We start from the raw sequence: 24,234 nt of genomic DNA on the forward strand, positions 1-24,234 counted from the left end.
GACGAACGTCCTACCCCCCGACGCATCCGGGAGCGTCGTCTCCCGCCCGCACGCAGATCATGGAGAGCAGCAGCGATGAGCGAACGCGAGGCGATGGAATTCGATGTCGTCATCGTGGGTGGCGGCCCGGCCGGTCTTGCCGCCGCGATCCGCATGCGACAGGTTGCGCCCGAGGCCACTGTCTGCCTGATTGAGAAAGGCAGCGAGATCGGCGCGCATATCGTCTCCGGTGCGGTGATTGAACCGCGCGCGCTGGATGAGCTGTTGCCCGACTGGCGCGAGCGCAACGCGCCCATCACGACGCCCGTCACGCAGGAGGAGATGTATTTCCTCACCGAGAAAAAGGGCTACAGGATTCCAGCCCTTGAGCGCGTGATGCCGCACATTGCCAATCACGGGAACTACATCGTCAGTCTCGGTGAGGTCTGCCGCTGGCTTGCCGCGCAGGCCGAAGAGATGGGCGTGGAGATCTACCCCGGCTTCGCGGGCGCGGAACTGTTGATCGAGCGGAACCGCGTGGTTGGTGTGGCGACCGGCGACATGGGCATTGGCCGCGATGGCGAGAAAGGCCCGAACTATCAGCCGGGCATGGAGCTGCGTGCGAAATACACGCTGTTCGCGGAAGGTTGCCGTGGTTCGCTGAGCAAGCAACTCATGGAGCATTACAATCTGCGCAAGGGCGTGGACCCGCAGACCTATGGGCTGGGCGTCAAGGAAGTGTGGGAAATCCCCGCCGAGAACCATCGCCCCGGTCTTGTGGTGCACAGCTTCGGCTGGCCGCTCGATGACCGCACCTATGGCGGCGCGTGGCTCTATCATTTCGGGGAGAACCTTGTCTCCTACGGCTTCGTCACGGGGCTGGATTACGAGAACACGTGGCTCTCGCCGTTCGAGGAAATGCAGCGCACCAAGCTGCATCCGATCTTCCGTCCGCATTTCGAGGGTGGCCGTCGTCTGATCTATGGCGCACGCGCCCTGTCCGAAGGTGGCCTGCAGTCCATTCCGCGCCTGACCTTCCCGGGTGGTGCGCTGATTGGGGACACGGCGGGCTTCCTCAACACGCCCAAGATCAAGGGCACGCACACAGCCATGAAGTCCGGCACGCTGGCGGCGGAAGCCGTGGCGGAGGCTCTGACGACCGAGCGCGTGGAGCCTGCGTCCTACACGGATCGCGTGCGCAATTCGTGGGTGTTCGAGGAACTGCATTCCGCCCGCAATGTGCGTCCCGCCTTTGCGCGTTGGGGTTCGAAACTGGGCGCGCTCTATTCCGGCTTCGACGCGATGGTGCTGCGGGGCAAAGCGCCGTGGACGCTGCACTTCAAGCACGCGGACAACGAAACACTGCGTCCGGCGGAGCTCTGCAAGCCGATCGATTATCCCAAGCCCGACGGCAAGGTGACGTTCGATCGTCTTTCCTCTGTCTTCCTCTCCAACACCAACCATGAGGAGGACCAGCCGGTTCATCTCAAGGTCCGCAACATGGCCCTTTGGAAGACGGTGAACTGGGACGTGTTCCGCGCGCCCGAGAGCCGTTATTGCCCGGCGGGTGTGTATGAAGCGGCGGATGTGGAGACGGAAGCGCGTCTGGTCATCAATTCGCAGAACTGCGTGCATTGCAAGACCTGCGACATCAAGGATCCGACCCAGAACATCGACTGGGTCACGCCGGAAGGCGCAGGCGGCCCCAACTACCCCGCAGGGATGTAATTTCCGCGATAGTACGTTAAGCCAGCCGCCAATTCAGGTGGTCCGTCTGCGGGGCGTGGTTCCGTGGGCGGCTCACTTCCCCACGCGTACAGGCTAGAGAGACCATGAAGATTCTCGTCCCCGTGAAGCGCGTCGTCGATTACAACATCAAGGTTCTGGTCAAGTCCGACGGAACCGGGGTGGAGACGGCCGGTCTGAAGATGTCCATGAACCCCTTCGACGAAATTGCCGTCGAGGAAGCCGTGCGCCTGCGCGAGAAAGGTGCGGCGACGGAGGTGATCGCCGTTTCCATCGGTGTGCAGCAGGCGCAGGACACGCTGCGCACAGCCATGGCGATGGGGGCCGATCGCTCCATCCTCGTACTGTCCGAGGAAAGCCCCGAGCCGTTGGCTGTGGCCAAGGTGCTCAAGGCGCTGGTCGAGCGCGAAAAGCCCGATCTGGTGTTCCTTGGCAAGCAGGCCATCGATGACGACATGAACGCGACGGGCCAGATGCTGGCCGGTCTGCTCGGCTGGGGTCAGGGTACGTTCGCCAGCAAGGTCGAACTGGCCGATGGTCGCACCGAGGTCACGCGCGAAGTGGACGGTGGCACCGAGACGGTTTCGCTCGCGCTGCCCGCCATCGTGACGGCGGATCTGCGCCTGAACGAGCCGCGCTATGCCTCGCTGCCCAACATCATGAAGGCCAAGAAGAAGCCGATGGAAACGCTTCAGGCGGCCGATCTGGGCGTGGACATGGCACGTCGCCTCACCACTCTGTCGGTGGCTGAGCCGCCGGCCCGCAAGGCAGGCGAGAAGGTCGGCTCGGTGGCCGAACTGGTTGAGAAGCTGCGCAACGAAGCCAAGGTGATCTGATCATGACGGTTCTTGTTCTTATCGAGACCGAAGACGGACAGGTCCGTCAGGCGTCCCGTTCCGCCATTGCCGCTGCAGGCAAGCTGGGCGAAGTCCATGCGCTCGTAACCGGCACGGAAGCCTCCGCACAGGCGGCTGCCGATGCGGCTGCGAAGGTTCCGGGTGTGGCCAAGGTGCGCAAAGTTGCGTCCGACGTGCTGGCGCACGATCTGGCCGAGCCTCTGGCGGATGTGGTGGTCGCGCTCGCGGATGATTACAATCACATTGTCGCGGCGTCCACGGCGTCCGGCAAGAATGTGCTGCCCCGCGTGGCCGCCCTTCTCGATGTGCAGCCGATCCCCGATGTGGTGGAGATCAAGGCCGCCGACACGTTCGTGCGTCCGATCTATGCGGGTAACGCTCTGGCGACGGTGAAGTCTTCCGACACGAAGAAGGTGCTGACGATTCGTCCCACCAACTTCGATCCGGCAGCCGCCGAGGGCGGTTCCGCCGCGATTGAAGCTGTTGTGCCGAATGTGACGGACACCGTCTCACGCTTTGTCTCTTCTGAGACACCACAGAGCGACCGTCCGGAACTGGAGTCGGCGCGCGTGATCGTGTCCGGTGGACGTGGTCTGGGAAGCTGCGAGAACTTCCACAAGATTCTCGATCCGCTGGCGGACAAGCTGGGTGCGGCCCTCGGCGCCTCTCGCGTGGCGGTCGATTCGGGCTTTGCGCCGAATGACTGTCAGGTGGGTCAGACCGGCAAGGTCGTGGCGCCGGAGCTGTATATTGCGGTGGGCATTTCGGGTGCGATCCAGCATCTGGCCGGCATGAAGGACAGCAAGGTGATCGTGGCGATCAACAAGGACCCCGATGCGCCGATTCTTCAGGTGGCGGACTACGCACTGGTGGGCGATCTGTTCGAGATTGTGCCGGAACTGACGAACGCGATCTGAACGTCTCCGTCATTGAACATCTGAGGAAGGGCGCTCCGTTACCAGACGGGGCGCCCTTCTTCTTTACGAACATTCATCGTTGTTAACGCACCGGTGACGCACAGCAGGCACACTTGGGACTTCTGCCCCGAAAACAGTGTGCTCCATGCCCGATCTCCTCCGAGAACTTGCCGCCCACAACCCGCTGTTCCTCGCGGGTGCGACTTTGCTGTGCGCGGCGACGATGCTGATTTCGGTCCGCATGATCTGTCGTGCCGCCATGGCGCGACGGCGTTCGCAACGCTTGACACGGTTGTTTCTGGCGGCGGCGGTGGCGGCCAATGGCGTCTGGGCCACCCATTTCATGGCCATGCTGGGCCGTCAGTCCGCCGTTCAGACAGCCTATGACCTGCCGCTGACACTGTTTTCGGTCATCGTGGCGTGCGGGTTTTTTCTGGCCGCGTGGTGGGTCGAGATCCGGACGAAGGGTGGTTCCCGCTCGCCGCTGACCGCTCTTCTGATGACGGCCGCCGTGGGTGGCATGCACTATATCGGCATCGCGGCCATCACGAGCGATGCCTCCACCCATGTGCAACCACTCCGTATCGGATTGTCGCTGGGAAGCGGCTTTCTGCTGTTTCTTCTGGGGACATGGCTGCTGCGTGAGGAGCGAGGACACCGTCGTGCGTTTGCCGCTGTCGCGTGGATTCTTGGCGTTGTCCTTCTGCATTTCATCGGTATGCCCGCCGATCATATGACCGCAGCTATGTCGCACGCGGCCCATCGCGCCGATTCGGTTTCCCTGGCCGCGATGGTGATGGGCGGTTCCGGCTCATTTCTCGGACTGGCTCTGGTTTTTCTGTTGCTGGAGTATCGCGGTGTTCGGCATCGCAATGAGGAAAATCTGCGGGCCCGTCATTTTGCGGATGTGGCCATAGAAGGCCTCATCATCACGAGTGGCGGGGCTATTGTGGACGCCAACGCGGCTTTCTGGGAACTGGTGGGGGCGGCGCGTCCGGATGTGGGGCTGGTCCGTTCCCGTCTGCCGGATCTGCAAACGGAAGATGATGTGCAGGCGCTCGTGCGGCAGGAAAAGCCGCGTGAGATGGTCATGGTGCGCGCCGATGGCGAGACGATCCCTGTGGAAGTCTATGGGCGTCATGTCTCGTGGCAGGGGAAGAATCGTGACGTTCTGGCCATTCTCGATCTGCGGGCGCGGAAAGAAGCCGAGATGGCGCTGCAGGAACTGGCCGTCAGGGACATGCTCACGGGCATCGGTAATCGTGCTTTCTTCGTCTCTACCCTGACAGACATACTGGAACACGGAAAACGGCACGGGCGTTATCTGGCCGTGTTTCTGGTCGATGTGGACCGCTTCAAGTCCATCAACGAGACCTGTGGGCACGCGACGGGGGATGCGGTTCTGGGAGCTATCGCCCGCAGGCTCCAGCTTCTGGTGCCGCAAGGTGCGATCAGCGCGCGGATCGCTGGGGACGAGTTTGCCGTGGCCTTCGATGTCACGGAGCGGGATGCGGGCGAGTTCGCGGTGTATCTGGCGCACCAACTCCGGATGCCACTGCCCGATCATCCGGACGAACTGCCTGTTTCGGTCAGCGTCGGGTTTGTGATGTCCTCTGACGAGACACCGGACGGGGATACGCTGCTGCATCGCTCCGGCATAGCGCTTCTGGCCGCCAAGCAGGCGGGACGCGGCAATGCCCGCGAATATGACCAGTCCTTCGATACGTCGATTCGCGAGCGTATCCGCATGGAACGCGAAATCCGGCAGGCGCTGGATCGCGAGGAATTCTTTCTTGAATATCAGCCGATCATGTCCACCGGCGATCATTGCCTGACGGGCTACGAAGCGCTGGTGCGCTGGCAGCATCCGGAGCGTGGGCGGGTACCCCCCGATCAGTTTATCGGGGTGGCCGAGGAATGCGGTCTCATTGCCGATCTGGGCGAATGGGTGGTGCGCCGCGCCTGCGCCGATGCCGTGTCATGGAAAAACGGATTGGGCGTGTCCGTGAATGTTTCGCCCGTGCAGTTCGCCATGTCCGACCTTCCGGCGGTCATCAGTGCGGCACTGGGAGATTCCGGATTGTCGCCCGACCGGCTGAGCGTGGAAATTACGGAAAATACATTGCTGCAGGGGCGTGAGAATGTCCGCATCCTGCGTCAGTTGCGCGAAATTGGCGTGGGCATTGTCATGGACGATTTCGGGACCGGATATTCCAGCCTGAGTTATCTGCGAGAGTTCCAGTTCGACAGGATAAAGATCGACCGTTCGTTCATTGGGGACATGCTGAGGGAACGCCAGTCGGCCGGGATTGTGGATTTGATCCTGTCGCTTGGGCGCGTGCTGGGGGTGGACATCGTGGCCGAAGGAATCGAGACGGCCGATCAGTTGTCCTATCTGGAGGCGCGGGCCTGCACGTTGGTGCAGGGATATTTCATCGGTCGTCCCAGCCGGGAGATCGCGCCTGCGCCGTCTGCCGCGGCTTTGGCGGTCTCGCCCTGAGAACGGATTTCAGGGACCGGGACTGAGACGACGGCGTAGGGCGTTTGCCGCCACCATCATCACCGGCCCCAGCGCCATGACGCAGAAGGTGGGGATGATCGAGTCGGCGGGCATGAAGCCCATGATAAGGCCGCTCACCGATCCGATGCTGAATTGCAGTGTGCCCATCATGGCCGAGGCAGTGCCGGCATGAGCGCCGTGATGGTGCAGGGCCAGCACGGTGGCGTTGCCTCCGATAAAGCCCAGAGAGCCGGTCATGAAGACGATCAGTGCGCCTATGGCAAGCGGCGTAGCGGCCGTCACGATATGGGATGCGACCAGTCCCACACTCAATAATCCGGCACACGCGCACCACGCGATGCCGAACTGCATGAGCGTTTCCAGTTCCATGCGGTGAATGAGCCATCCACTGACCTGTGTGCTGGCAATGAACAGGGCGGCATTGATGCCGAAGAAGATGGCGAACTGAGCGGGGGAGAAGCCCAGAAGATGCTCGAACACCACAGGTGCGCCGCCGATATAGGCGAACATGACAAAGGTGGAAGCACTGGCGATGAGCGCATTGAGCAGGAAATGCGGCTCGCGCAGAACCAGAAGATAGCGTGAAAGGATGGCGATGGGCGGCAGACGCACACGTCGCGCCTGTGGAAGTGTTTCGGGCAGCATGAGCGCAATCGCCGCGCACCCTATGAGGCCATAGAGCACGGCAATCCAGAAGATATACCGCCATGAGCCGAAGGCGAGAACGACTCCGCCCAGAGAAGGCGCCAGAATCGGCATGACACCGAATACCAGCGTGAGCTGAGTCATGATGCGTGCGCCGTCCCGTCCGGTCGCGATGTCGCGGATCACGGCGCGCGGCACCACGGCGCTGGCCGATCCCCCGATGGCCGCGAGAAAACGGAACACACAGAAAAGGTGAAAGTTGGCGGTTACGGCGCAGCCGATGGACGCGAGGATGTAGATCAGCAACCCACCCATCAGCGGTGCGCGTCGCCCGAACCGGTCCGAAAGGGGACCTGAGGAAAACTGCCCCACCGCCAGCCCGGCAAACCATGCTGCCAGCGTGAACTGGGCGGAACCCGGCCCTCCCCCGAGATCGTGATCCAGAATGGGAAAGGCCGGAAGATACATGTCGGTGGACAGCGGACCGATGGCGGTCACGAGGCCCAGCAGGACGACAAGGGAGAAGGGCAGGCGTCCACTGGCCTGCATCAGTTCGACGGAGTGCTTGCTGGGCATGCCTGAATCCGGCCAGAAAACGAGAGAGTTGCGCCTATGCCCGTGCAGGCTGAGCCTGTCCATGCCTGCCCGGTGTGAAGCCGACCTCGGCACACGGCATGGCGGCGTTAGCGGGTGGTTTTGCGTGAAAAACGGCAGACCGTCTCGATCTCGGCCGACCACAGGAACTGGTCCACTACGGTCACCGCATCGATCGTGTAGCCACAGGCCAGAAGTCGGGTGGCATCACGAAACAGCATCTGCGGATTGCAACTTACATAGATGAGGGTCGTGGGTTTGGCGTCGAGCAGAGCCTGCATTTGCAGCCCGGCGCCCCCATACGGTGGGTCGAGCACCACAGCCAGCGCTGTTCCGAGTTCGCGGGTGTTCAGTGGCTGCCGGTCAAGATCGCGCTGGTGAGCTTCCACCCGATGCCCTGTGGCCGCGCGCTGAAGGGCGCGGGTGGCTCCGCGATGGCCCTCATACGCTTCGACCCGGACATGCTCTGCCAACGGAAACGTGAGAGTTCCACAGCCCGCGTGGAGTTCGACGACGTGGGCTTTGCGTCCCGGAATACGAGGCAGCGCGGCTACAACGGCCTGCTGGATCGCGGCTTCCCCTTCCCGACTGGCCTGCAGAAAGGCTCCGGGCGGTGGTTCGACATCCACGCCTGCAAAAGCGATTCGCGGCGCGCCCACCTGAGCCAGTATTTCCGGCTCTTCCTTCGGTCCCGGCTGTTTGCCCGCAATGCGGGGAATGCCGTGCGCACGGGCGAAATCGGCCAGCCGCTCCCGATCGCGTGGGGAGGCATCGTGCTTCGAGACGATCAGAAGATCAGGCCCGGTATCGAGAAGATTGATCGCAAGTTCCGCTTCGCGACGGAACAGATCAAGCCGGGGAAACAGATCCCGCAGAGGGGGAAGAAGCTTCAGGATATCGGGGTGCAGCACATGGCATTCGGTCAGATCCACCACATCGCCGCCACGGCGATGCAGGCCGATAACCAGAGCTGTGCCCTGTTGGCGCACGGCCAGATCCGCACGCCGGCGTGTGGAAGGCGCCGTTGCGACAACGGAGATCGACGGAAGCGTTGTGGCGCCCGCTTTTTGGAGCCCGTCCTGAATCCGGTTCTTCTTCCACGTCTGAATCCACGACAGGGGAAGATGCTGGAGCGTGCAGCCGCCGCAGACACCGAAAAGCCCGCAAGGTGGCGGAACCCGCTCGGGAGCCGGGATCATCACCTCCACAAGTCGGGCGCGGCCTTGAGCACTCGGCTGGGCCAGCACCACGTCGCCGGGGGCTGTCAGGGAGATGAAGGCAACATCCGTGCCATTCGACGGATCGAGTGGCCGCGCCAGCCCATCCCCGGCACTTCCAAGCGCTTCGACCTTCCATGCGAAAGGCGGAACAAGGACAGCGTCAGGACGAGGTGAAGTGCGGGAACGGCGGCGCTCAGGCTTCCGCCGCATCCTCACCCATATCCTCGATCTTTACCGGCACGCGGCGGGGGAGCGTCATGAAGTGGGGCATATCCGCGCCAAAACCGGTCACGCTTTCTGCCGGGGCATCGGGGATATCGGAACTGCCGTTATTGTTGCGACGGTCATCGCGCTTGCGCGGTGGTGCACGACGCTCCTCACGGGCCGGAGCCTGCGTTTCTTCACGAGGCTTGACCGGACGGGCCTCACGCTCCTCGGTCTTGCGTGCGGCGGGTTGCGCGTCCGTCTCGGATTTTTTGTCCGCGTTGCTGCGGCGCTTGCGCTTGTTGCGGCCGCGTCCACCCGTGTCATCGTCTTCCGCAGCCCAATCGAGCTGTTCGACGCCTTCGAGTTTAAGGCGGGGAATCGGCGCGCCGGTCAGGGCTTCGATCGCTTCGGCGAATTTGCGGTCATGCGGCGTGGCCAGACTGTAAGCCTTGCCTTGCTTTCCCGCGCGACCGGTGCGTCCGATGCGGTGGACATAATCCTCCGCATGGAACGGCAGGTCGAAATTGAAAACATGCGACAGACCGCCGATGTCGATCCCGCGAGCGGCAACATCAGAGCAGACAAGAATCTTCAGTTCGCCGGACTTGAACTTCTCCAGTGTCTGGAAACGAACCGACTGCGGCAGGTCGCCATGCAGTGCGCCTGCGGAGAAACCGTGCTTGAGCAACGATTTCAGCAGCACATCCACGTCACGTTTGCGGTTGCAGAAGATGATCGCATTCTGGAGATTTTCGGCCCGCAGCATACGGCGCAGCGTCTTGCGCTTGTCCCCGTCGTCCACGACCACCAGGCCCGCTTCGATCGTCGTGGCCACCGTGGAGGGACGGCTGACGGTGATCTCACGCGGGGACTGGAGAAAAGCGTCGGCCAGACGACGGATTTCGGGAGCCATGGTGGCCGAGAAGAAGAGTGTCTGGCGGGTGCGGGGCAGGAGGCCCACAATACGCTCAATGTCGGGGATGAAACCCATGTCCAGCATGCGGTCGGCTTCGTCGATGACGAGGATGCGCGTCTGCGTCAGCAGCAGGCCGCCACGCTCGAACAGGTCGATCAGGCGACCGGGGGTTGCGATCAGCACGTCCACGCCGCGGTTCAGCACTTCCTTCTGATCGGCCATGCTTTCACCGCCGATGAGCAGCGCGTGGGTCAGCTTGAGGTGCTTGCCGTAGTTGACGAAGTTCTCCGCCACCTGAAGCGCAAGTTCGCGCGTCGGTTCGAGAATGAGAGAGCGCGGCATCCGGGCGCGGGCGCGGGAGCCGGACAGGATTTCAAGCAGCGGCAGCGTGAAGGAAGCTGTCTTGCCGGTGCCGGTCTGCGCCACGCCCAGCACATCCTGCCCACGTAACACGGCGGGAATGGCCTGCGCCTGAATCGGTGTCGGATGGACGTAGCCCATCTCCTGCACGGCTTGCAGGAGCGGTGCGGAAAGACCCAGATCGCTGAACAATGGCTCAGCGTCTTCGGCTTTGGCCACAGGTGCCGCAACGACAGGCGCCGCTTCGACAATGACGGATTTGTGCGACTGGGGAGCCGGTTCTGTGGTGACTTCCAGCGCGCCGGTGATGTGGAGCGGGTGGTGCTCCTCATCTTCCGCAGGCGTCTGCGGTTCGACGGTTTCAGCCGTAGGGGTCGTCTCTTCGGTGGCTTCTACCTTGGTCGCTTTCTTTGCACGCGGTTTGCGGGTGGTCGTGCTGGTGGCGCGCTTGCGCGGTGTCTTTTTCGGAGTGTCCTCAGCAGCCTCGGGCGCGTCAGCCGATTCGGCTGCTGGTGCGGCTTCGGCAACAGCGGTTGTCGCGGCCTTGCGCCGGGGCGTCCGCTTTTTTACCGGGGCCTTCACCTCTTCCTCAGTGGCCGTCGGTGTTTCCACCTCTGTGGCAACTTCAGGCTTGGCAACTTTTTTGCGTGTGCGCGTGGTCTTGGGCGCAGGCTTCGCCGGAGTCTCTTCGATCTCGACTGCGGGCGTTTTCACTGCCGCGCTCGTCTTGCGTCGTGTCGTTCGTCGAGCGGGCTTGCCGGTCTCGGCCTGAGGGGCCTCTGTCTGCACGGCAGGGACTTCCGTCGTCTCGTCGGGGACGGGAGCTTCCGCTGTGGCGGCCTTGCGGGCGCGTGGACGTGCTGCCGCCTTGCGCGGCTTCCTCTCGGTCGTGTCGGTGGCTTTGGGGCTCAAGTCGCTCTCAGATATGTCGGCTGCGGTGAGGCAGATGCGCGCGGTGCGCGGATGGCCGGGATCAGAACCGGTGCCTGTCGGTAGGCTGTCCCGAGCAGAAAATCAAGCACCGTCGGCGGTACGGGCGCCGACGGAAATGAGGCGATGCGTGCGTCAGAACCCGTGTCCCATCGCCGCGCAGAGAATGGCGAGCATTCCACAGCCCACGATCCCCAGCATCAGGCTGCGGATGGAGTCGAACGTAGCGGGCTTGGGCCGCATGGCGCGTCGGGCCGTCTGATAGGGACCGTAGAAGACACGCAGGAACAGTCCAGCCATGATGAGACCGAAAACCTGCATGGCGTTGACGGTCCAGGGCATGACGGCAAAGCCGCCTTCGTGCACGATCATGAGCCAGCCGGTGATCAGCACCGTGGGCATCAGGTGCCAGACCACGCGCAGGAACCGCTTGAGCGTGAGCAGATGCACGGCGCTGCGCTGGGCGTTGTCGAGTAGCGTGAGCGCCGGACGGAGGATCAGCGCGGCATAGGTCGCCCCACCCACCCAGACGGCCATGCCGGCGATGTGCAGGGTGAGAACGAGGCTCCAGAGGATGTGAGGCATGCGGACTCCATCGGATCAGGACGACAGGACGATCGTGCGGCTTGATCGCCAATTCGGCCAAGGAACGCAAGCGAGCGCCTGTTTCGCGCGGCTTGCCGAAATCATGAAAGGTTCCCCGACATGACACAGGACCGTCACACATTCGCTCTTCCGTCCCCGCAGGAAATGGGGCGCATCGATCACGCAGCCTCCCGCACCGTGCCTGTGAGTGTTCTCATGGAACACGCCGGTCGGGCCGTGGCCCGCGCCGTGCGACGTTTCACGAAACCGGTTCGTGTGCTGGTCCTCTGCGGGCCGGGCAATAATGGCGGTGACGGCTGGGTGGCCGCCCGCCATCTGGCGAATGCGGGCTGGCCCGTCAGCGCCGCCGTAATGGCGGAGCCGAAACCGGGTAGCGATGCTGCGGCGGTGATGGCCCGATTCCATGGGCCGCGCGTGCCGTTTACGGCTCAGGAGGCCGCGCATGCCGATCTTGTGATCGATGCGGTGTTCGGCGCGGGTCTGTCGCGAGATGTGAGCGACGATGTGGGCGCTGTGCTCGCGGCGGCGAAGCGTGTCGTGGCCATCGACATGCCGACGGGTGTGGACGGCGCGACAGGGCATGTGCGCGGTCCTGCGCGGGCTGCGGAACTGACGGTCACGTTCTTTCGTGCCAAGCCCGGGCATCTGCTTCTGCCGGGACGGGAGTTGTGCGGCCGACTGGAAGTGCATGACATCGGCATTCCTGTCGCCACGCTCGATGACGTCGCGGTGCAGACGTTCTGGAACAGGCCGGGTTTGTGGCGGCTTCCAGTTCCGGGAATGGAGTCGCACAAATACAGCCGTGGCGTGGTGAGTCTGTGCGCGGGAGCAGCCATGCCGGGAGCGGCGCGTCTTTCGGCCACGGCCGCACGGCACACGGGCGCCGGACTGGTGCGCGTTGCAGCGGGTGAGGCGGCGCCCGGCTTCCGGCTGGGGGCGCCGGGGCTGATCATCGATGACGGGGCTCTCGAGACGTTGCTGGAGGACCAGCGGCGACATGTCTGGATCTGCGGTCCCGGTCTGCTGCCGGAAGAAGTGGAAAAGGTGATGCCTGCGCTGGTGGCGGCAAAGCGCTGCGTGCTGGCGGATGCGGGAGCGTTTTCGTGGGCGGCCGGTGCGCCGGAGCGTCTGCGTGGCGTGGCCGTGGTGACGCCCCATGCGGGCGAGTTCGCGCGGGTGTTCGGCAAGCCGGGCGACGACCTTCTGGCAGCGGCCCGCGCGGCGGCGGCGCACATTGAGGCGGTGGTGGTGCTCAAGGGCGCGTCCACGCTCATCGCGGCGCCGGACGGTCGCGTGGCGATCAACACGCATGCCACCCCCGCGCTCGGGACGGCGGGTTCGGGAGACACGCTGACGGGGATCATCGGGGCGCTGCTCGCGGCCCGGATGGCGCCATGGGAGGCGGCCTGCGCCGGTGTGTGGCTGCACGGAGAGGCCGGCCTGCGCGCTGGAGACTGGCTGATCGCGGAGGATCTGGACGTGCATCTGGGCGCAGCCCGGGATGAGGCGACGCGGCTTCAGGGGGAGAGCAATGAGGCGGAATCCCGGAAACGGTGAGCGCACAAGGAGCGGCCGCGACCTTGCCCCGCGCGGCGGTCTGCGGTAAGCGGGCGCCCTTGACGTTCCGGGTGAGCCGGCAGGTCATGTGCGGGCGTGGTGGAATTGGTAGACACGCCAGATTTAGGTTCTGGTGGCGCAAGTCGTGGGGGTTCAAGTCCCTCCGCCCGTACCAATTGTCTGTCTTGGGCTGAGGACGTGACCGCTGTCGCGGTCTTTCGCCGGAATGACGGGTGCAGCCACGAGGGTCGGCGCCCGGATGTTTGTGACGAGTTCGTACGAAGAGGATGGCCTGGGCATATGCAGGTTACAGAGACGCTTTCCGAAGGCCTGAAGCACGCCTTCACCGTGGTCGTTCCGTCGGCCGAACTCGAGCAGAAGGAGGAGGCCCGTCTCAAGGAAGTGGCCGCTTCCGCCAAGCTGCCGGGCTTCCGTCCGGGCAAGGTGCCCGTCGCCATCGCGCGTCAGCGCTTCGGTGACAGCGTGAAGGGCGAAGTGCTTGAGCAGACGGTGAACGACTCGCTGCGCAGCCTGTTCGAGGAGCGTAACCTGCGCCCCGCTCTCCAGCCGAAGGTCGAAGTGACGTCGGGTGGTGACGGCAAGGGCGATCTGGAATTCAAGGTTGAGACGGAAGTTCTGCCCGAAATCAAGGTGCCGGATCTGTCCGATCTGTCCCTCGTGCGCCTGAAAGCCGAGCCGGACGCCGCCACGGTGGACAAGGCCATTGAGGACATCGCCAAGCGTCAGCGTGAATTCGTAACGGTCGAGGAAGTGCGTCCGGCCACCAAGGGCGACGTCATCGCGATCGACTTCGTGGGTAAGCGCGATGGCGTGCCCTTCGAGGGCGGCACGGCTGAGAACATCAATGTCGAGATCGGCGGCGAAGGGTTCATCCCCGGTTTTGCCGAGCAGATCGAGGGCATGAAGCCGGGCGAGGAGAAGGTCATCACGGTGACGTTCCCCGAGGATTACGGCGCGAAGGAACTGGCCGGTCAGACCGCCACGTTCGACATCAAGGCCCGTGAACTGAAGAAGCCGGTCGAATCCGAGATCAACGACGATCTGGCCAAGAAGCTCGGTTTCGAGAGTCTTGAGCAGATCCGTGAGCTGATCGGCAAGCAGGTCGAGGGCGAATACGAGCAGCTTTCTCGCCTGCGTCTGAAGCGCGAGCTTCTGGACAAGCTGGCCGAAAAGACCGATTTCCCCGCGCCGGAAGGCATGGTGGACGCCGAGTTCGAGCAGATCTGGGCGCGTGTCGAGGCTGACCGCAAGTCGGGCGAACTGGACGATGAAGACAAGGACAAGGACGAAGCGACGCTGAAGGCGGACTACCGCAAGATCGCCGAGCGTCGCGTGAAGCTGGGTCTTCTTCTGGCCGAAATTGGCCGCGAAAAGGGCATCACCGTCACGCAGGACGAGATGGCGCGCGCCATCCGTGCCGAGGCCATGCGCTATCGTGGTCAGGAGCAGCAGGTGTTCGACTTCTTCGTGAAGAACCCGCAGGCGGCCGAGTCCCTTCGGGGCCCGATTTTCGAAAACAAGGTGATCGACTACATTGTCGAACTGGCGAAGGTTGAGGACAAGACGGTGACACCGGATGAGCTGGCCGACATGCCAGCCGCTGGCGCCTGAAACGGTTGAGCGGCCCTTTCGGGGCTTGCGATTCGCGGCACCCATCCCTTCCGGTGTGAGGGGATGGGTGCCGTGTTCGTTTTGGGGCATATGTTGGCGCCCGCGATGCAAATCACACCGATTTTCGCGTCGCGGGGTGGCGTCGGAGAGGTTTATCTCTATCTTAGGCAGACCGGGCGCTGCTCCGCCCCGTCTCCGCCATCGGGGCGGGACACGCAGGCACACAAGTCGGGAATGATGTGATGAGGGATTCGAACCCTGTCGAGATTTACAACAACTCTCTCGTGCCGATGGTGGTCGAGCAGACCTCTCGGGGCGAGCGTGCGTTCGATATCTATTCGCGCCTTTTGCAGGAGCGGATCATTTTCCTGACCGGTCCGGTCTACGATCAGGTCGCCTCCGTCATCTGTGCGCAGCTTCTTTATCTGGAGAGCGTGAACCCGACGAAGGAAATCTCGTTCTACATCAACAGCCCCGGCGGCGTAGTGTCGGCGGGCCTGTCGATCTACGACACCATGCAGTACATCCGCAGCCCGGTCAGCACGGTCTGTCTGGGGCAGGCGGCGTCCATGGGATCGTTGTTGCTGGCCGGGGGTGCCGCCAAGCGCCGCTACGCGCTGCCGAATGCGCGCGTGATGGTGCATCAGCCCTCGGGTGGTGCGCAGGGACAGGCGAGCGATATCGAGATTCAGGCGCAGGAGATCCTCACGATCCGCCGGCGCCTCAACGAGATCTACCGCGAGCACACCGGTCAGACGCTTGAGGAAATCGAGCGCAAGCTGGAGCGTGACAGCTACATGTCCGCCGAAGAAGCCAAGTCTTTCGGTATCGTGGACGAAGTCATCCGCAGCCATGAGGCCCAGTCACCGGAGAAGGCGTAAATCCTTCGCCGCAGGCCGGGATGGCCTCGCCTCGCCTTGATGGGCAGGCAGGGAGCGGCTACGGTTTTTATTTGGCCCGGCTTTCAGGTCGGGCGGCCCTTCGGGGTCAGAGGTTGAGGAACGGCTGATGAACGCGAAGTCCGGCGATTCCAAGAACACGCTGTATTGCTCGTTCTGCGGGAAGTCCCAGCATGAGGTCCGCAAGCTCATCGCGGGGCCGACGGTGTTCATCTGCGACGAGTGCGTCGAGCTGTGCATGGACATCATCCGTGAGGAGCACAAGACGACGTTGGTGAAGTCGCGCGACGGCGTGCCGACTCCCAAGGAAATCTGCGCGATCCTCGACGATTATGTGATCGGCCAGTCCGAGGCGAAAAAAGTGCTGTCGGTCGCGGTTCATAATCACTACAAGCGGCTGGCCTACGCACAGAAGAACAGCGACGTTGAGATTTCGAAGTCCAACATCCTGCTCATCGGCCCGACCGGTTCGGGCAAGACGCTGCTGGCCCAGACACTGGCGCGCATTATCGATGTGCCGTTCACCATGGCCGACGCCACCACGCTGACCGAAGCGGGGTATGTGGGCGAGGATGTGGAGAACATCATCCTCAAGCTGCTGCAGGCGGCGGACTACAATGTGGAACGCGCGCAGCGCGGCATCGTCTATATCGACGAGATCGACAAGATTTCCCGCAAGTCCGACAACCCTTCCATCACCCGTGATGTGAGTGGCGAGGGCGTGCAGCAGGCGCTGCTTAAACTGATGGAAGGCACGGTGGCGTCCGTGCCGCCGCAGGGTGGGCGCAAGCATCCGCAGCAGGAATTCCTGCAGGTGGACACCACCAACATGCTCTTCATCTGTGGCGGTGCGTTCGCGGGGCTCGAGAAGATCATTTCCGCGCGTGGAAAAGGTTCGGGCATCGGCTTCGGTGCCGATGTGAAGGACCCGGACGAGCAGCGCACGGGTGCTGTGCTCAAGAATGTGGAGCCTGAGGATCTGGTCAAGTTCGGCCTGATCCCCGAGTTTATCGGTCGTCTGCCTGTCGTGGCGACGCTTGACGATCTGGACGAAGCTGCATTGGTGCAGATTCTGTCCGCGCCGAAGAACGCGCTGGTCAAGCAGTATGCCAAGCTCTTCCAGATGGAAGATGTGAAGCTGACGTTCACGGACGACGCTCTGAAAGCGATTGCCCACCGTGCGCTGGAGCGCAAGACGGGTGCGCGCGGTCTGCGCTCCATTCTCGAGAGCATTCTGCTGTCCACCATGTTTGACCTGCCCGGGCTGGAAAACGTGGAGGAAGTGGTGGTCAACCACAATGCCGCGGAGGGCCGTGCCGCTCCTGTCTATGTGTATGGCAAGGGCAAGGAGCAGCCGACGGAGCAGTCCGCCTGAGTGCGGCCGGCTCTCTTTGCTTCACACTGCGGGGACGAGGGGAACATCTGTTCCGCTGGCCCCTTGTGAGCGCACCAATCGATACCGATATCAAGGAAGGAAGCGGCGGCCGGAATGTAGGTCGCCGTTTGCCGACGGGCAGATCTGCCGTGGGCGTGCCGAAGGCGGGCGCGCAGGGCGGGATCGTCCATTCAGGAGGTCATCGGCACTAGTATGACAGAAAAAAACAAGACCCCCGCTCCGCGCCGCAAGCGCACCACCAAGAAGACGGAAGCGGTTGTGCCTGCCACGTCTCCCGTGGAAGAGGCGGTGAAGACGCTTCCCGAGACGCCGGGCCGTGTGGCGGTGCTGCCGCTGCGCGACATTGTGGTCTTTCCGCATATGATCGTTCCCCTCTTCGTGGGACGCGAGAAGTCCGTGCGCGCCCTGGAAGCCGTCACCAGCGAGGACAAGCAGATCCTGCTGGTGACGCAGAAGGATGCGACGGTGGACGATCCGGCGGCGGACGATATCTATCGTTTCGGTACGGTTTCCACGATCCTGCAGCTTCTCAAGCTGCCCGATGGCACGGTGAAAGTGCTGGTCGAGGGCAACCGCCGCGCACGGGTAAAGACGCTGCACGAGGTCGAGGGCCATTTCGAGGCCGACATCGAACTGGTCGAGGATGTCCCGGTCGCGAGCGAGGAGGCGGAAGCCCTTGCGCGCGCGGTGGTGGGGCAGTTCGAGCAGTATGTGAAGCTCAACAAGAAGATCGCGGCCGAGGTGATGGTCTCGCTGAATCAGATCAGCGACCTGTCCAAGCTGGCCGACACGATTGCGAGCCATCTCAATCTCAAGATTTCCGAGAAGCAGGAAATCCTTGAACTGCCGACAGTCACCAAGCAGCTTGAAAAGATTCTCGCCCATATGGAAGCCGAGATCGGCGTCCTGCAGGTGGAGAAGCGCATCCGTGGCCGTGTGAAGCGGCAGATGGAGAAGACGCAGCGCGAGTACTATCTCAACGAGCAGCTCAAGGCGATCCAGAAGGAACTGGGCGAAGGCGAGGACGGCAAGGACGAGACGGCCGAACTCGAAGAGAAGATCGCCAAGACGAAGTTCAGCAAGGAGGCGCGCGAGAAGGCGCAGGCCGAGCTGAAGAAGCTGCGCGGCATGAGCCCGATGTCGGCCGAGTCCACGGTCGTGCGCAACTATCTCGACTGGCTGCTGAGCGTGCCATGGAAGAAGCGCACCAAGGTCAAGACCGATCTGGTCGAGGCCGAGAAGGTTCTTGATGAGGACCATTATGCGCTGGAGAAGGTCAAGGAGCGTATCCTTGAATATCTCGCGGTGCAGAGCCGTTCCCAGAAGGTGAAGGGGCCGATCCTGTGCCTTGTCGGGCCGCCGGGCGTGGGTAAGACAACCTTGGCGCGCGCCATCGCGAAGGCGACGGGGCGGCACTATGTCCGCATGTCGCTGGGTGGCGTGCGTGACGAGTCCGAGATCCGTGGCCACCGCCGGACCTATATCGGCTCCATGCCGGGCAAGATCATTCAGGGTATGAAGAAGGCGAAGGTGTCCAACCCGCTCTTCCTGCTTGATGAGATCGACAAGCTCGGCGCGGACTGGCGTGGCGATCCGGCATCCGCCCTGCTTGAGGTTCTCGACCCTGAGCAGAATGCGACGTTCTCGGACCACTATCTCGAAGTGGATTACGACCTGTCGGATGTGATGTTCGTCACCACGGCGAACAGTCTGAACATGCCGCAGCCGCTTCTGGACCGCATGGAGATCATTCGTCTCTCCGGTTACACTGAGGATGAGAAGCTCAACATCGCCAAGCGGCATCTGATCGTCAAGCAGAGCGAGGCGCATAACCTCAAGCCTGAGGAGTGGTCGATCTCGGATGCGGCGCTGATGGATCTGATCCGCTTCTACACACGTGAAGCGGGTGTCCGCAGTCTTGAGCGTGAGATTGCCAATGTGGCCCGTAAGGTCGTGAAGGAAATCGTCACGGGCAAGGCCAAGAAGGTCGCGGTCACCGAGAAGAATCTCGGCAAGTTCGCGGGTGTGCGCCGGTTCTCGCATGGAGAGACGGAGATCACCGACATGGTCGGCGTGGTCACCGGGCTGGCCTGGACCGAGGTAGGTGGCGAGATCCTGACGATCGAGAGCGTGATGGTGCCCGGCAAGGGCAACGTCAAGCAGACCGGCAAGCTGGGCGATGTGATGCAGGAGAGCGTCTCTGCGGCTCTTTCCTATGTCCGTAGCCGTGCGGTGCAGTTCGGCATCAAGCCGACGCTGTTCGAAAAGCGCGATCTGCACGTGCATGTTCCGGAAGGGGCGACTCCGAAAGACGGTCCTTCGGCGGGCATCGCCATGGCGACGTCGCTGGTCAGCGTGCTGACGGGTATTCCTGTGCGGCATGACGTAGCCATGACCGGGGAGATCACTCTGCGTGGCCGTGTGCTGCCCATTGGCGGTCTCAAGGAAAAGCTGCTGGCGGCTCTGCGCGCCGGCATCAAGACCGTGTTCCTGCCCAAGGAGAACGAGAAGGACATTGCGGAACTTCCCGAGGCGGTGAAGCGGAATCTTGAGCTGGTTCCGGTCTCGCATGTGGATGAGGTGATCGACCGCGCGCTGGTTCGTGTCCCGGTGCCGATCGAGTGGGAGGATGAGACGGACCAACTCGCTCCCATCGCCGCTCCCGCCGTTGCGAGCGCTGTCGCTCACTGAAGGGTGGAGTCGTCAACGGGCAGGTAACCATTTTTGCGGGCCTGCCGCACGCGGAGGCTGTTGACGTGGCGGAAAACGGCTTCATAGTGCGCCGCGGAATGTCCCCCGGGGTCGGAACGGTTCCGGGGGACCTGAACATAGAAAGGCGTACGTATGGACAAACCGCTCAACAAGCAGGAACTCGTCTCGGTTGTTGCAGACGAAGTTGACCTGCCCAAGGCGAAGGCTGGCGAAGTGGTGGACGCGGTGTTCGCGGCTATCGAGAAGGCGCTCAAGGGTGGGCAGGAAGTCCGTCTCGTCGGTTTCGGCTCGTTTGTGACGGCTCACCGCAAGGCCACCAAGGGCCGCAATCCGCGCACCGGTGAGGAGATCGACATTCCGGCCTCCACCTCCGTGCGCTTCAAGCCGGGCAAGACCCTCAAGGACGCCGTGAGCTGATCACGGTCCTTTAGGGCAAGCTTTTGGAACGGGCGGTCAGGGGAAACTCTGTCCGCCCGTTTCGTATTTCAGCGACTTGATTGTTCCGTGGCTTTTGGCTAACCACGGCGCGGGTGATTAGCTCAGCGGTAGAGCGTCTCGTTTACACCGAGATGGTCGGCGGTTCGATCCCGTCATCACCCACCATTCTCTCTTCCTTGCAAATTGCTGTTTCACGTCTCGACTGCTGGCGCAGAAAACCTTTGCGCGGCCGCCCGTAGTGTTTCGTGCACGGAATGACATACCGATTTGTTTCATGTCATTGCGTGTCACATGCGCGTGTGTTGAATAAGAAAAAGTGGCTGTTTTCCGTAGGGATCGCCGTGACTGTATACGGGCGAGTCGTTTCACACGGAAAAGTTCCCGTGCAGATGGGGGCGCGTCACTGGTCAGGCTGGGTTCACGGACCTAGTTTGGGCGCGACGGTTAGGACAGACGGGACACACCATCCGCAGCCATCGGATGGAGGAGAAGGGAGACAGCATGACTTCGACGATCGACGCTTATCTTCCCGTGCTGATTTTCGGAGCGCTGGCGGTGGTAATCGCCGGTGCGATGCTGGGCGCTTCCCTCGTGTGCGGGCAGCAGAAGCCCTATGCCGAGAAACTCACGGCGTATGAGTGCGGATTCGAGGCGTTCGATGACGCCCGACGTCGCTTCGATGTGCGGTTCTATCTCGTCTCGATCCTGTTCATCATCTTCGATCTGGAAGTGGCCTTCCTGTTCCCTTGGGCAATCAGCCTTTCGCGGATCGGGTTGCTCGGCTTTCTGTCCATGATGGGTTTTCTCGGCGTGCTGGGAATCGGTTTTCTCTACGAGTGGCGCAAAGGTGCGCTCGATTGGGATTGATGGACTGGGTGCGAGAGTACGGCCGAGTGTGTGATGTGGTGGAGAACGCGCGATGAGCGGTGAAAACCCCGAGACAGCCCAAAATGCGGGGCAGAATATCGTCTGGAACCGCGACATGGTGCCGCCGGGGCCCGAGCAGGACGCCATCGTCCGCGGAATCACCGGTGAGATCAGCGAGAAGGGCTTTGTCGTCGCCAGTCTCGACAAGCTGGTGAACTGGGGACGCACGGGCAGCCTGTGGCCGATGTCCTTCGGTCTGGCCTGCTGCGCGGTGGAGATGATCCACGCTTACATGCCGCGCTACGATCTTGACCGCATGGGCATCATCCCGCGTGGATCGCCGCGTCAGTCGGACGTGATGATCGTGGCGGGGACGCTCACCAACAAGATGGCGCCCGCTCTGCGGCGCGTGTACGACCAGATGGCCGAGCCACGCTGGGTCATTTCCATGGGCTCCTGCGCCAATGGTGGTGGCTATTACCATTATTCCTATTCGGTCGTGCGGGGCTGTGACCGCGTGGTGCCGGTGGATGTGTATGTGCCCGGCTGCCCGCCCACGGCGGAAGCGCTGATCTACGGCATTCTGCTGCTTCAGAAAAAGATTCGTCGGACAGGGACCATTCTCCGTGGCTGAGGCAACCGCACCCGTTGGGACGCGCGGCTCGTCCTGCCTTTCCGCTCTGGCGTTCACCCTCTCCACGACGCTGCCGGGCATCCGCTCCGCGTCGCTGGAAGGCGGGGAACTCGTTGTTCGGGCCGAACGTGAACGCCTGATCCCGCTGATGACGCTGTTGCGTGACGATCCGCGCTTTCGTTGCGAACAGATGATGGATCTCTGTGGCGTCGATTTCCCGGAGCGTCCAGAACGGTTCGACGTGGTGTACAACCTGCTCTCCGTCAGTCACAATCACCGCATCCGCGTGATCGTGACGACCGATGAACTCACGCCGGTCCCCTCCATTCACAAGCTTTGGCCCTGCGCCACGTGGTGGGAGCGGGAGTGCTACGATCTGTTTGGCGTGCTGTTCTCAGGCCAGCCGGATCTGCGGCGCATCCTCTCGGATTACGGGTTCGAGGGGCATCCGCTGCGCAAGGATTTCCCGCTGACGGGGTACACCGAGGTCCGCTACGACCCGGACCGTCGCCAGATCGTGCGCGAGCCGGTTTCGCTCACGCAGGATTTCCGCGATTTCGATTTCGTCTCGCCATGGGAAGGGGTGCTGACCCTGCCGGGTGACGAGCGGGCGCATGAACTGCGCCAGATCATGAAGAAGCTGAAGTGACAGGAGCCCAAGGATGACACAGGCCCTGAAAACGGATGGACCGCAGCCCGGTCTGCGTGATGTGCTCGATGAAGGTCCGCTGCCGGAATCGCTCCTGCCGGAACCCGCGGTCGAGCAGAAAGTCGAGCGGCGCACGGTCGAGATCGACAGCCATTCGCTGAATTTCGGCCCCCAGCATCCGTCGGCACATGGTGTGCTGCGTCTGGTGCTGGAGATGGAGGGCGAGGTTGTGGCCCGTGCGGTGCCACATATCGGCCTGTTGCATCGCGGCACGGAAAAGCTGATCGAATACAAGACATATCCCAAGGCGCTGCCCTATTTCGATCGGCTCGATTACGCCTCCCCGATGAGCGAGGAACATGCGTTCGCGCTGGCAACCGAGAAGCTTCTGGGCATCACGGCGCCGGAGCGGGCGCAGTGGATTCGGGTCATCTTCGCGGAAATCACACGCATCCTGAATCATATCCTCAATCTGACCGCCATGGGGCTGGATTGCGGCGCGGTGACGCCGGCACTTTGGGGATATGAGGAGCGTGAAAAGCTTCTCGAATTTTATGAAGCCGTCTCGGGTGCGCGGTTCCATGCCAACTATTTCCGTCCCGGCGGCGTGGCGCGTGATCTTCCGGCGGGGCTGGAAGAGCGGATCGGTCGGTGGGCGGATGAGTTCCCGGCATGGATCGACGATCTCGAAAGCCTGCTGACGGAAAACCGTATCTGGAAGCAGCGCACGGTGGGGATCGGTGTGTTCACCAGCGAGCAGGCGCTGGCGTGGGGTTTCAGCGGTCCCTGCCTGCGTGGCTCGGGTGTGCCATGGGATCTGCGGCGTTCGCAGCCTTATGACACCTATGACCGGGTGACGTTCGACATCCCCGTGGCGCGGCATGGTGACTGCTACGACCGCTATCTCGTCCGTGTGGCCGAGATGCGCGAGAGCGTGAAGATCATCAAGCAGGGGCTGGAGCAGATCAAGCCCGGTCCGGTGAAGGTGCAGGATCCCAAGTTCTCGCCGCCGCCGCGCGCGGAGATGAAGCGTTCGATGGAAGCGCTGATCCATCACTTCAAGCTGTTTACCGAAGGCTATCACGTGCCGCCGGGCGCGACCTATACGGCGGTCGAGACGCCAAAGGGTGAGTTCGGCGTCTATCTGGTGGCGGACGGCAGCAACCGACCCTATCGCTGCAAGATCCGCCCCACGGGTTTCGCGCATTTGCAGGCCATCGATGAGATGTCGCGGCGCGGCATGCTGGCCGACGCCGTGGCGATCATCGGATCGCTGGATCTCGTCTTTGGTGAGGTGGACCGATGAGCGACGTGAATCACGATCAGCCGACACACTTCGCGTTCGATGAAGTGAGCGAGGCCGAGATCACAAAGGTTCTGGCTAAGTATCCGCCCGAGCGGAAGGCCAGTGGCGCGCTGCCGTTGCTCTACATCGTGCAGGACCAGATGAAGCGCCAGACCGGTAGTGCCTGGGTGCCAACGGTGGCGATGGATGTGGTGGCGGAGCGTCTCGATGTCGCGCCGATCCGCATTTACGAGGTCGCGACATTTTACACGATGTTCAATCTCAAGCCGATCGGGAAGTATCACCTTCAGGTCTGCACCACGACATCATGCTGGTTGCGCGGTTCGGACGATGTGCTGGGCGCGTGCAAGAAAGCCGCAGGCATCGCTCATGTGGGTGGCACCAGCGCGGACGGCCTGTTCACGCTGAGCGAGGCGGAATGTCTTGGCGCATGCGCCAATGCGCCGATCCTTCAGGTGGATAACGATTTCTATGAAGACCTCGACGGCCCGCGCACCGAAGCGCTGATCGCGGCGTTGCGGCGTGACGAGGTGCCGCAGCCCGGCCCCACCAACGGTCGGCACGGCTCCGAGCCCGAAGGCGGACGACGGGTGTTGCTTGACGCGAACGCGGGGGCCGCAGGCCCACAGAAGGGCTGAGGAGAACC

The 24,234-nt window shown here is 62.7% G+C and carries 19 protein-coding genes and 2 tRNA genes; 17 read left to right on the top strand and 4 right to left on the bottom strand.

The window, feature by feature from the left end:
- Positions 1–75: 75 nt before the first annotated feature.
- The 4 genes from GOB87_RS07755 to GOB87_RS07770 all read left to right on the top strand — a co-directional run bounded on the left by GOB87_RS07755 (position 76) and on the right by GOB87_RS07770 (position 5,999).
- Positions 76–1,707 carry an electron transfer flavoprotein-ubiquinone oxidoreductase gene (locus tag GOB87_RS07755; protein ID WP_166314659.1) on the top strand — a complete coding sequence of 544 codons (1,632 nt, stop codon included), beginning with the start codon at positions 76–78 and terminating at the stop codon, positions 1,705–1,707.
- Positions 1,708–1,811: 104 nt separating this feature from the next.
- On the top strand, positions 1,812–2,561 hold the full coding sequence (locus tag GOB87_RS07760; RefSeq protein WP_166314662.1) for an electron transfer flavoprotein subunit beta/FixA family protein: 750 nt from the start codon (positions 1,812–1,814) through the stop codon (positions 2,559–2,561).
- Between the two features lie 2 nt (positions 2,562–2,563).
- Positions 2,564–3,499 (top strand): electron transfer flavoprotein subunit alpha/FixB family protein, encoded by a 936-nt coding sequence (locus GOB87_RS07765; protein ID WP_166314665.1) that lies wholly within the window; start codon positions 2,564–2,566, stop codon positions 3,497–3,499.
- 145 nt (positions 3,500–3,644) lie between these two features.
- Positions 3,645–5,999, top strand: coding sequence for a bifunctional diguanylate cyclase/phosphodiesterase (locus GOB87_RS07770; RefSeq protein ID WP_166314668.1), 2,355 nt, complete (start codon positions 3,645–3,647; stop codon positions 5,997–5,999).
- Between the two features lie 9 nt (positions 6,000–6,008).
- Here GOB87_RS07770 and GOB87_RS07775 read toward each other — a convergent pair whose 3' ends face one another.
- The 4 genes from GOB87_RS07775 to GOB87_RS07790 form a co-directional block, all read right to left on the bottom strand.
- Entirely contained in the window at positions 6,009–7,241 is a 1,233-nt protein-coding gene (locus GOB87_RS07775; protein ID WP_166314671.1) for a multidrug effflux MFS transporter, read from the bottom strand.
- Between the two features lie 107 nt (positions 7,242–7,348).
- Positions 7,349–8,689 (bottom strand): class I SAM-dependent RNA methyltransferase, encoded by a 1,341-nt coding sequence (locus tag GOB87_RS07780; RefSeq protein ID WP_166314674.1) that lies wholly within the window; start codon positions 8,687–8,689, stop codon positions 7,349–7,351.
- The gene (locus GOB87_RS07785) at positions 8,673–10,574 is read right to left on the bottom strand and encodes a DEAD/DEAH box helicase (RefSeq protein WP_373320704.1); all 1,902 of its coding nucleotides are present in this window, start codon (positions 10,572–10,574) and stop codon (positions 8,673–8,675) included. The genes GOB87_RS07780 and GOB87_RS07785 overlap by 17 nt, the downstream gene beginning before the upstream one ends.
- Before the next feature lie 453 nt (positions 10,575–11,027).
- Positions 11,028–11,477, bottom strand: coding sequence for a hypothetical protein (locus GOB87_RS07790; RefSeq protein ID WP_166314680.1), 450 nt, complete (start codon positions 11,475–11,477; stop codon positions 11,028–11,030).
- 120 nt (positions 11,478–11,597) lie between these two features.
- On the opposite strand from GOB87_RS07790, the gene GOB87_RS07795 reads away from it, so the two are divergent.
- From GOB87_RS07795 to GOB87_RS07855, 13 genes are all read left to right on the top strand, one after another.
- The gene (locus GOB87_RS07795) at positions 11,598–13,055 is read left to right on the top strand and encodes an NAD(P)H-hydrate dehydratase (protein ID WP_166314683.1); all 1,458 of its coding nucleotides are present in this window, start codon (positions 11,598–11,600) and stop codon (positions 13,053–13,055) included.
- A 90-nt stretch (positions 13,056–13,145) separates the two neighbouring features.
- Positions 13,146–13,230: transfer RNA gene (locus GOB87_RS07800), tRNA-Leu, on the top strand.
- Between the two features lie 125 nt (positions 13,231–13,355).
- The gene (gene tig / locus GOB87_RS07805) at positions 13,356–14,687 is read left to right on the top strand and encodes a trigger factor (protein WP_166314686.1); all 1,332 of its coding nucleotides are present in this window, start codon (positions 13,356–13,358) and stop codon (positions 14,685–14,687) included.
- Positions 14,688–14,929: 242 nt separating this feature from the next.
- The gene (locus GOB87_RS07810; RefSeq protein WP_166314689.1) at positions 14,930–15,568 is read left to right on the top strand and encodes an ATP-dependent Clp protease proteolytic subunit; all 639 of its coding nucleotides are present in this window, start codon (positions 14,930–14,932) and stop codon (positions 15,566–15,568) included.
- A gap of 127 nt (positions 15,569–15,695) precedes the next feature.
- Positions 15,696–16,961: an ATP-dependent Clp protease ATP-binding subunit ClpX gene (gene clpX, locus GOB87_RS07815; RefSeq protein ID WP_166314692.1), complete on the top strand. Its 1,266-nt coding sequence runs from the start codon at positions 15,696–15,698 to the stop codon at positions 16,959–16,961.
- 213 nt (positions 16,962–17,174) lie between these two features.
- Positions 17,175–19,673 (top strand): endopeptidase La, encoded by a 2,499-nt coding sequence (lon, locus tag GOB87_RS07820; RefSeq protein WP_166314695.1) that lies wholly within the window; start codon positions 17,175–17,177, stop codon positions 19,671–19,673.
- Between the two features lie 153 nt (positions 19,674–19,826).
- Positions 19,827–20,111, top strand: a complete 285-nt coding sequence (locus tag GOB87_RS07825; protein ID WP_166314698.1) for an HU family DNA-binding protein — start codon at positions 19,827–19,829, stop codon at positions 20,109–20,111.
- 111 nt (positions 20,112–20,222) lie between these two features.
- A tRNA-Val gene (locus GOB87_RS07830) sits at positions 20,223–20,297 on the top strand.
- A 336-nt stretch (positions 20,298–20,633) separates the two neighbouring features.
- Positions 20,634–20,999: an NADH-quinone oxidoreductase subunit A gene (locus GOB87_RS07835; RefSeq protein WP_166314701.1), complete on the top strand. Its 366-nt coding sequence runs from the start codon at positions 20,634–20,636 to the stop codon at positions 20,997–20,999.
- Positions 21,000–21,051: 52 nt separating this feature from the next.
- Entirely contained in the window at positions 21,052–21,633 is a 582-nt protein-coding gene (locus GOB87_RS07840; RefSeq protein WP_166314704.1) for a NuoB/complex I 20 kDa subunit family protein, read from the top strand.
- Positions 21,626–22,282, top strand: coding sequence for an NADH-quinone oxidoreductase subunit C (locus tag GOB87_RS07845; RefSeq protein WP_166314707.1), 657 nt, complete (start codon positions 21,626–21,628; stop codon positions 22,280–22,282). Before GOB87_RS07840 ends, GOB87_RS07845 begins: the two co-directional genes overlap by 8 nt.
- A 13-nt stretch (positions 22,283–22,295) precedes the next feature.
- Positions 22,296–23,588, top strand: a complete 1,293-nt coding sequence (locus GOB87_RS07850; RefSeq protein WP_242006241.1) for an NADH-quinone oxidoreductase subunit D — start codon at positions 22,296–22,298, stop codon at positions 23,586–23,588.
- Positions 23,585–24,226, top strand: a complete 642-nt coding sequence (locus tag GOB87_RS07855; RefSeq protein WP_166314710.1) for a complex I 24 kDa subunit family protein — start codon at positions 23,585–23,587, stop codon at positions 24,224–24,226. The genes GOB87_RS07850 and GOB87_RS07855 overlap by 4 nt, the downstream gene beginning before the upstream one ends.
- Positions 24,227–24,234 lie beyond the last annotated feature (8 nt).

Source organism: Acetobacter estunensis, from assembly GCF_011516945.1.
Lineage (GTDB): Bacteria > Pseudomonadota > Alphaproteobacteria > Acetobacterales > Acetobacteraceae > Acetobacter > Acetobacter estunensis.

Bases quoted from the DNA above. Each gene is read 5' to 3' on its own strand.
- GOB87_RS07755 (WP_166314659.1), top strand. From the start codon at position 76: ATGAGCGAACGCGAGGCGATGGAATTCGATGTCGTCATCGTGGGTGGC.
- GOB87_RS07760 (WP_166314662.1), top strand. From the start codon at position 1,812: ATGAAGATTCTCGTCCCCGTGAAGCGCGTCGTCGATTACAACATCAAG.
- GOB87_RS07765 (WP_166314665.1), top strand. From the start codon at position 2,564: ATGACGGTTCTTGTTCTTATCGAGACCGAAGACGGACAGGTCCGTCAG.
- GOB87_RS07770 (WP_166314668.1), top strand. From the start codon at position 3,645: ATGCCCGATCTCCTCCGAGAACTTGCCGCCCACAACCCGCTGTTCCTC.
- GOB87_RS07775 (WP_166314671.1), bottom strand. From the start codon at position 7,241: ATGCCCAGCAAGCACTCCGTCGAACTGATGCAGGCCAGTGGACGCCTG.
- GOB87_RS07780 (WP_166314674.1), bottom strand. From the start codon at position 8,689: ATGCGGCGGAAGCCTGAGCGCCGCCGTTCCCGCACTTCACCTCGTCCT.
- GOB87_RS07790 (WP_166314680.1), bottom strand. From the start codon at position 11,477: ATGCCTCACATCCTCTGGAGCCTCGTTCTCACCCTGCACATCGCCGGC.
- GOB87_RS07795 (WP_166314683.1), top strand. From the start codon at position 11,598: ATGACACAGGACCGTCACACATTCGCTCTTCCGTCCCCGCAGGAAATG.
- tig (WP_166314686.1), top strand. From the start codon at position 13,356: ATGCAGGTTACAGAGACGCTTTCCGAAGGCCTGAAGCACGCCTTCACC.
- GOB87_RS07810 (WP_166314689.1), top strand. From the start codon at position 14,930: ATGAGGGATTCGAACCCTGTCGAGATTTACAACAACTCTCTCGTGCCG.
- clpX (WP_166314692.1), top strand. From the start codon at position 15,696: ATGAACGCGAAGTCCGGCGATTCCAAGAACACGCTGTATTGCTCGTTC.
- lon (WP_166314695.1), top strand. From the start codon at position 17,175: ATGACAGAAAAAAACAAGACCCCCGCTCCGCGCCGCAAGCGCACCACC.
- GOB87_RS07825 (WP_166314698.1), top strand. From the start codon at position 19,827: ATGGACAAACCGCTCAACAAGCAGGAACTCGTCTCGGTTGTTGCAGAC.
- GOB87_RS07835 (WP_166314701.1), top strand. From the start codon at position 20,634: ATGACTTCGACGATCGACGCTTATCTTCCCGTGCTGATTTTCGGAGCG.
- GOB87_RS07840 (WP_166314704.1), top strand. From the start codon at position 21,052: ATGAGCGGTGAAAACCCCGAGACAGCCCAAAATGCGGGGCAGAATATC.
- GOB87_RS07850 (WP_242006241.1), top strand. From the start codon at position 22,296: ATGACACAGGCCCTGAAAACGGATGGACCGCAGCCCGGTCTGCGTGAT.
- GOB87_RS07855 (WP_166314710.1), top strand. From the start codon at position 23,585: ATGAGCGACGTGAATCACGATCAGCCGACACACTTCGCGTTCGATGAA.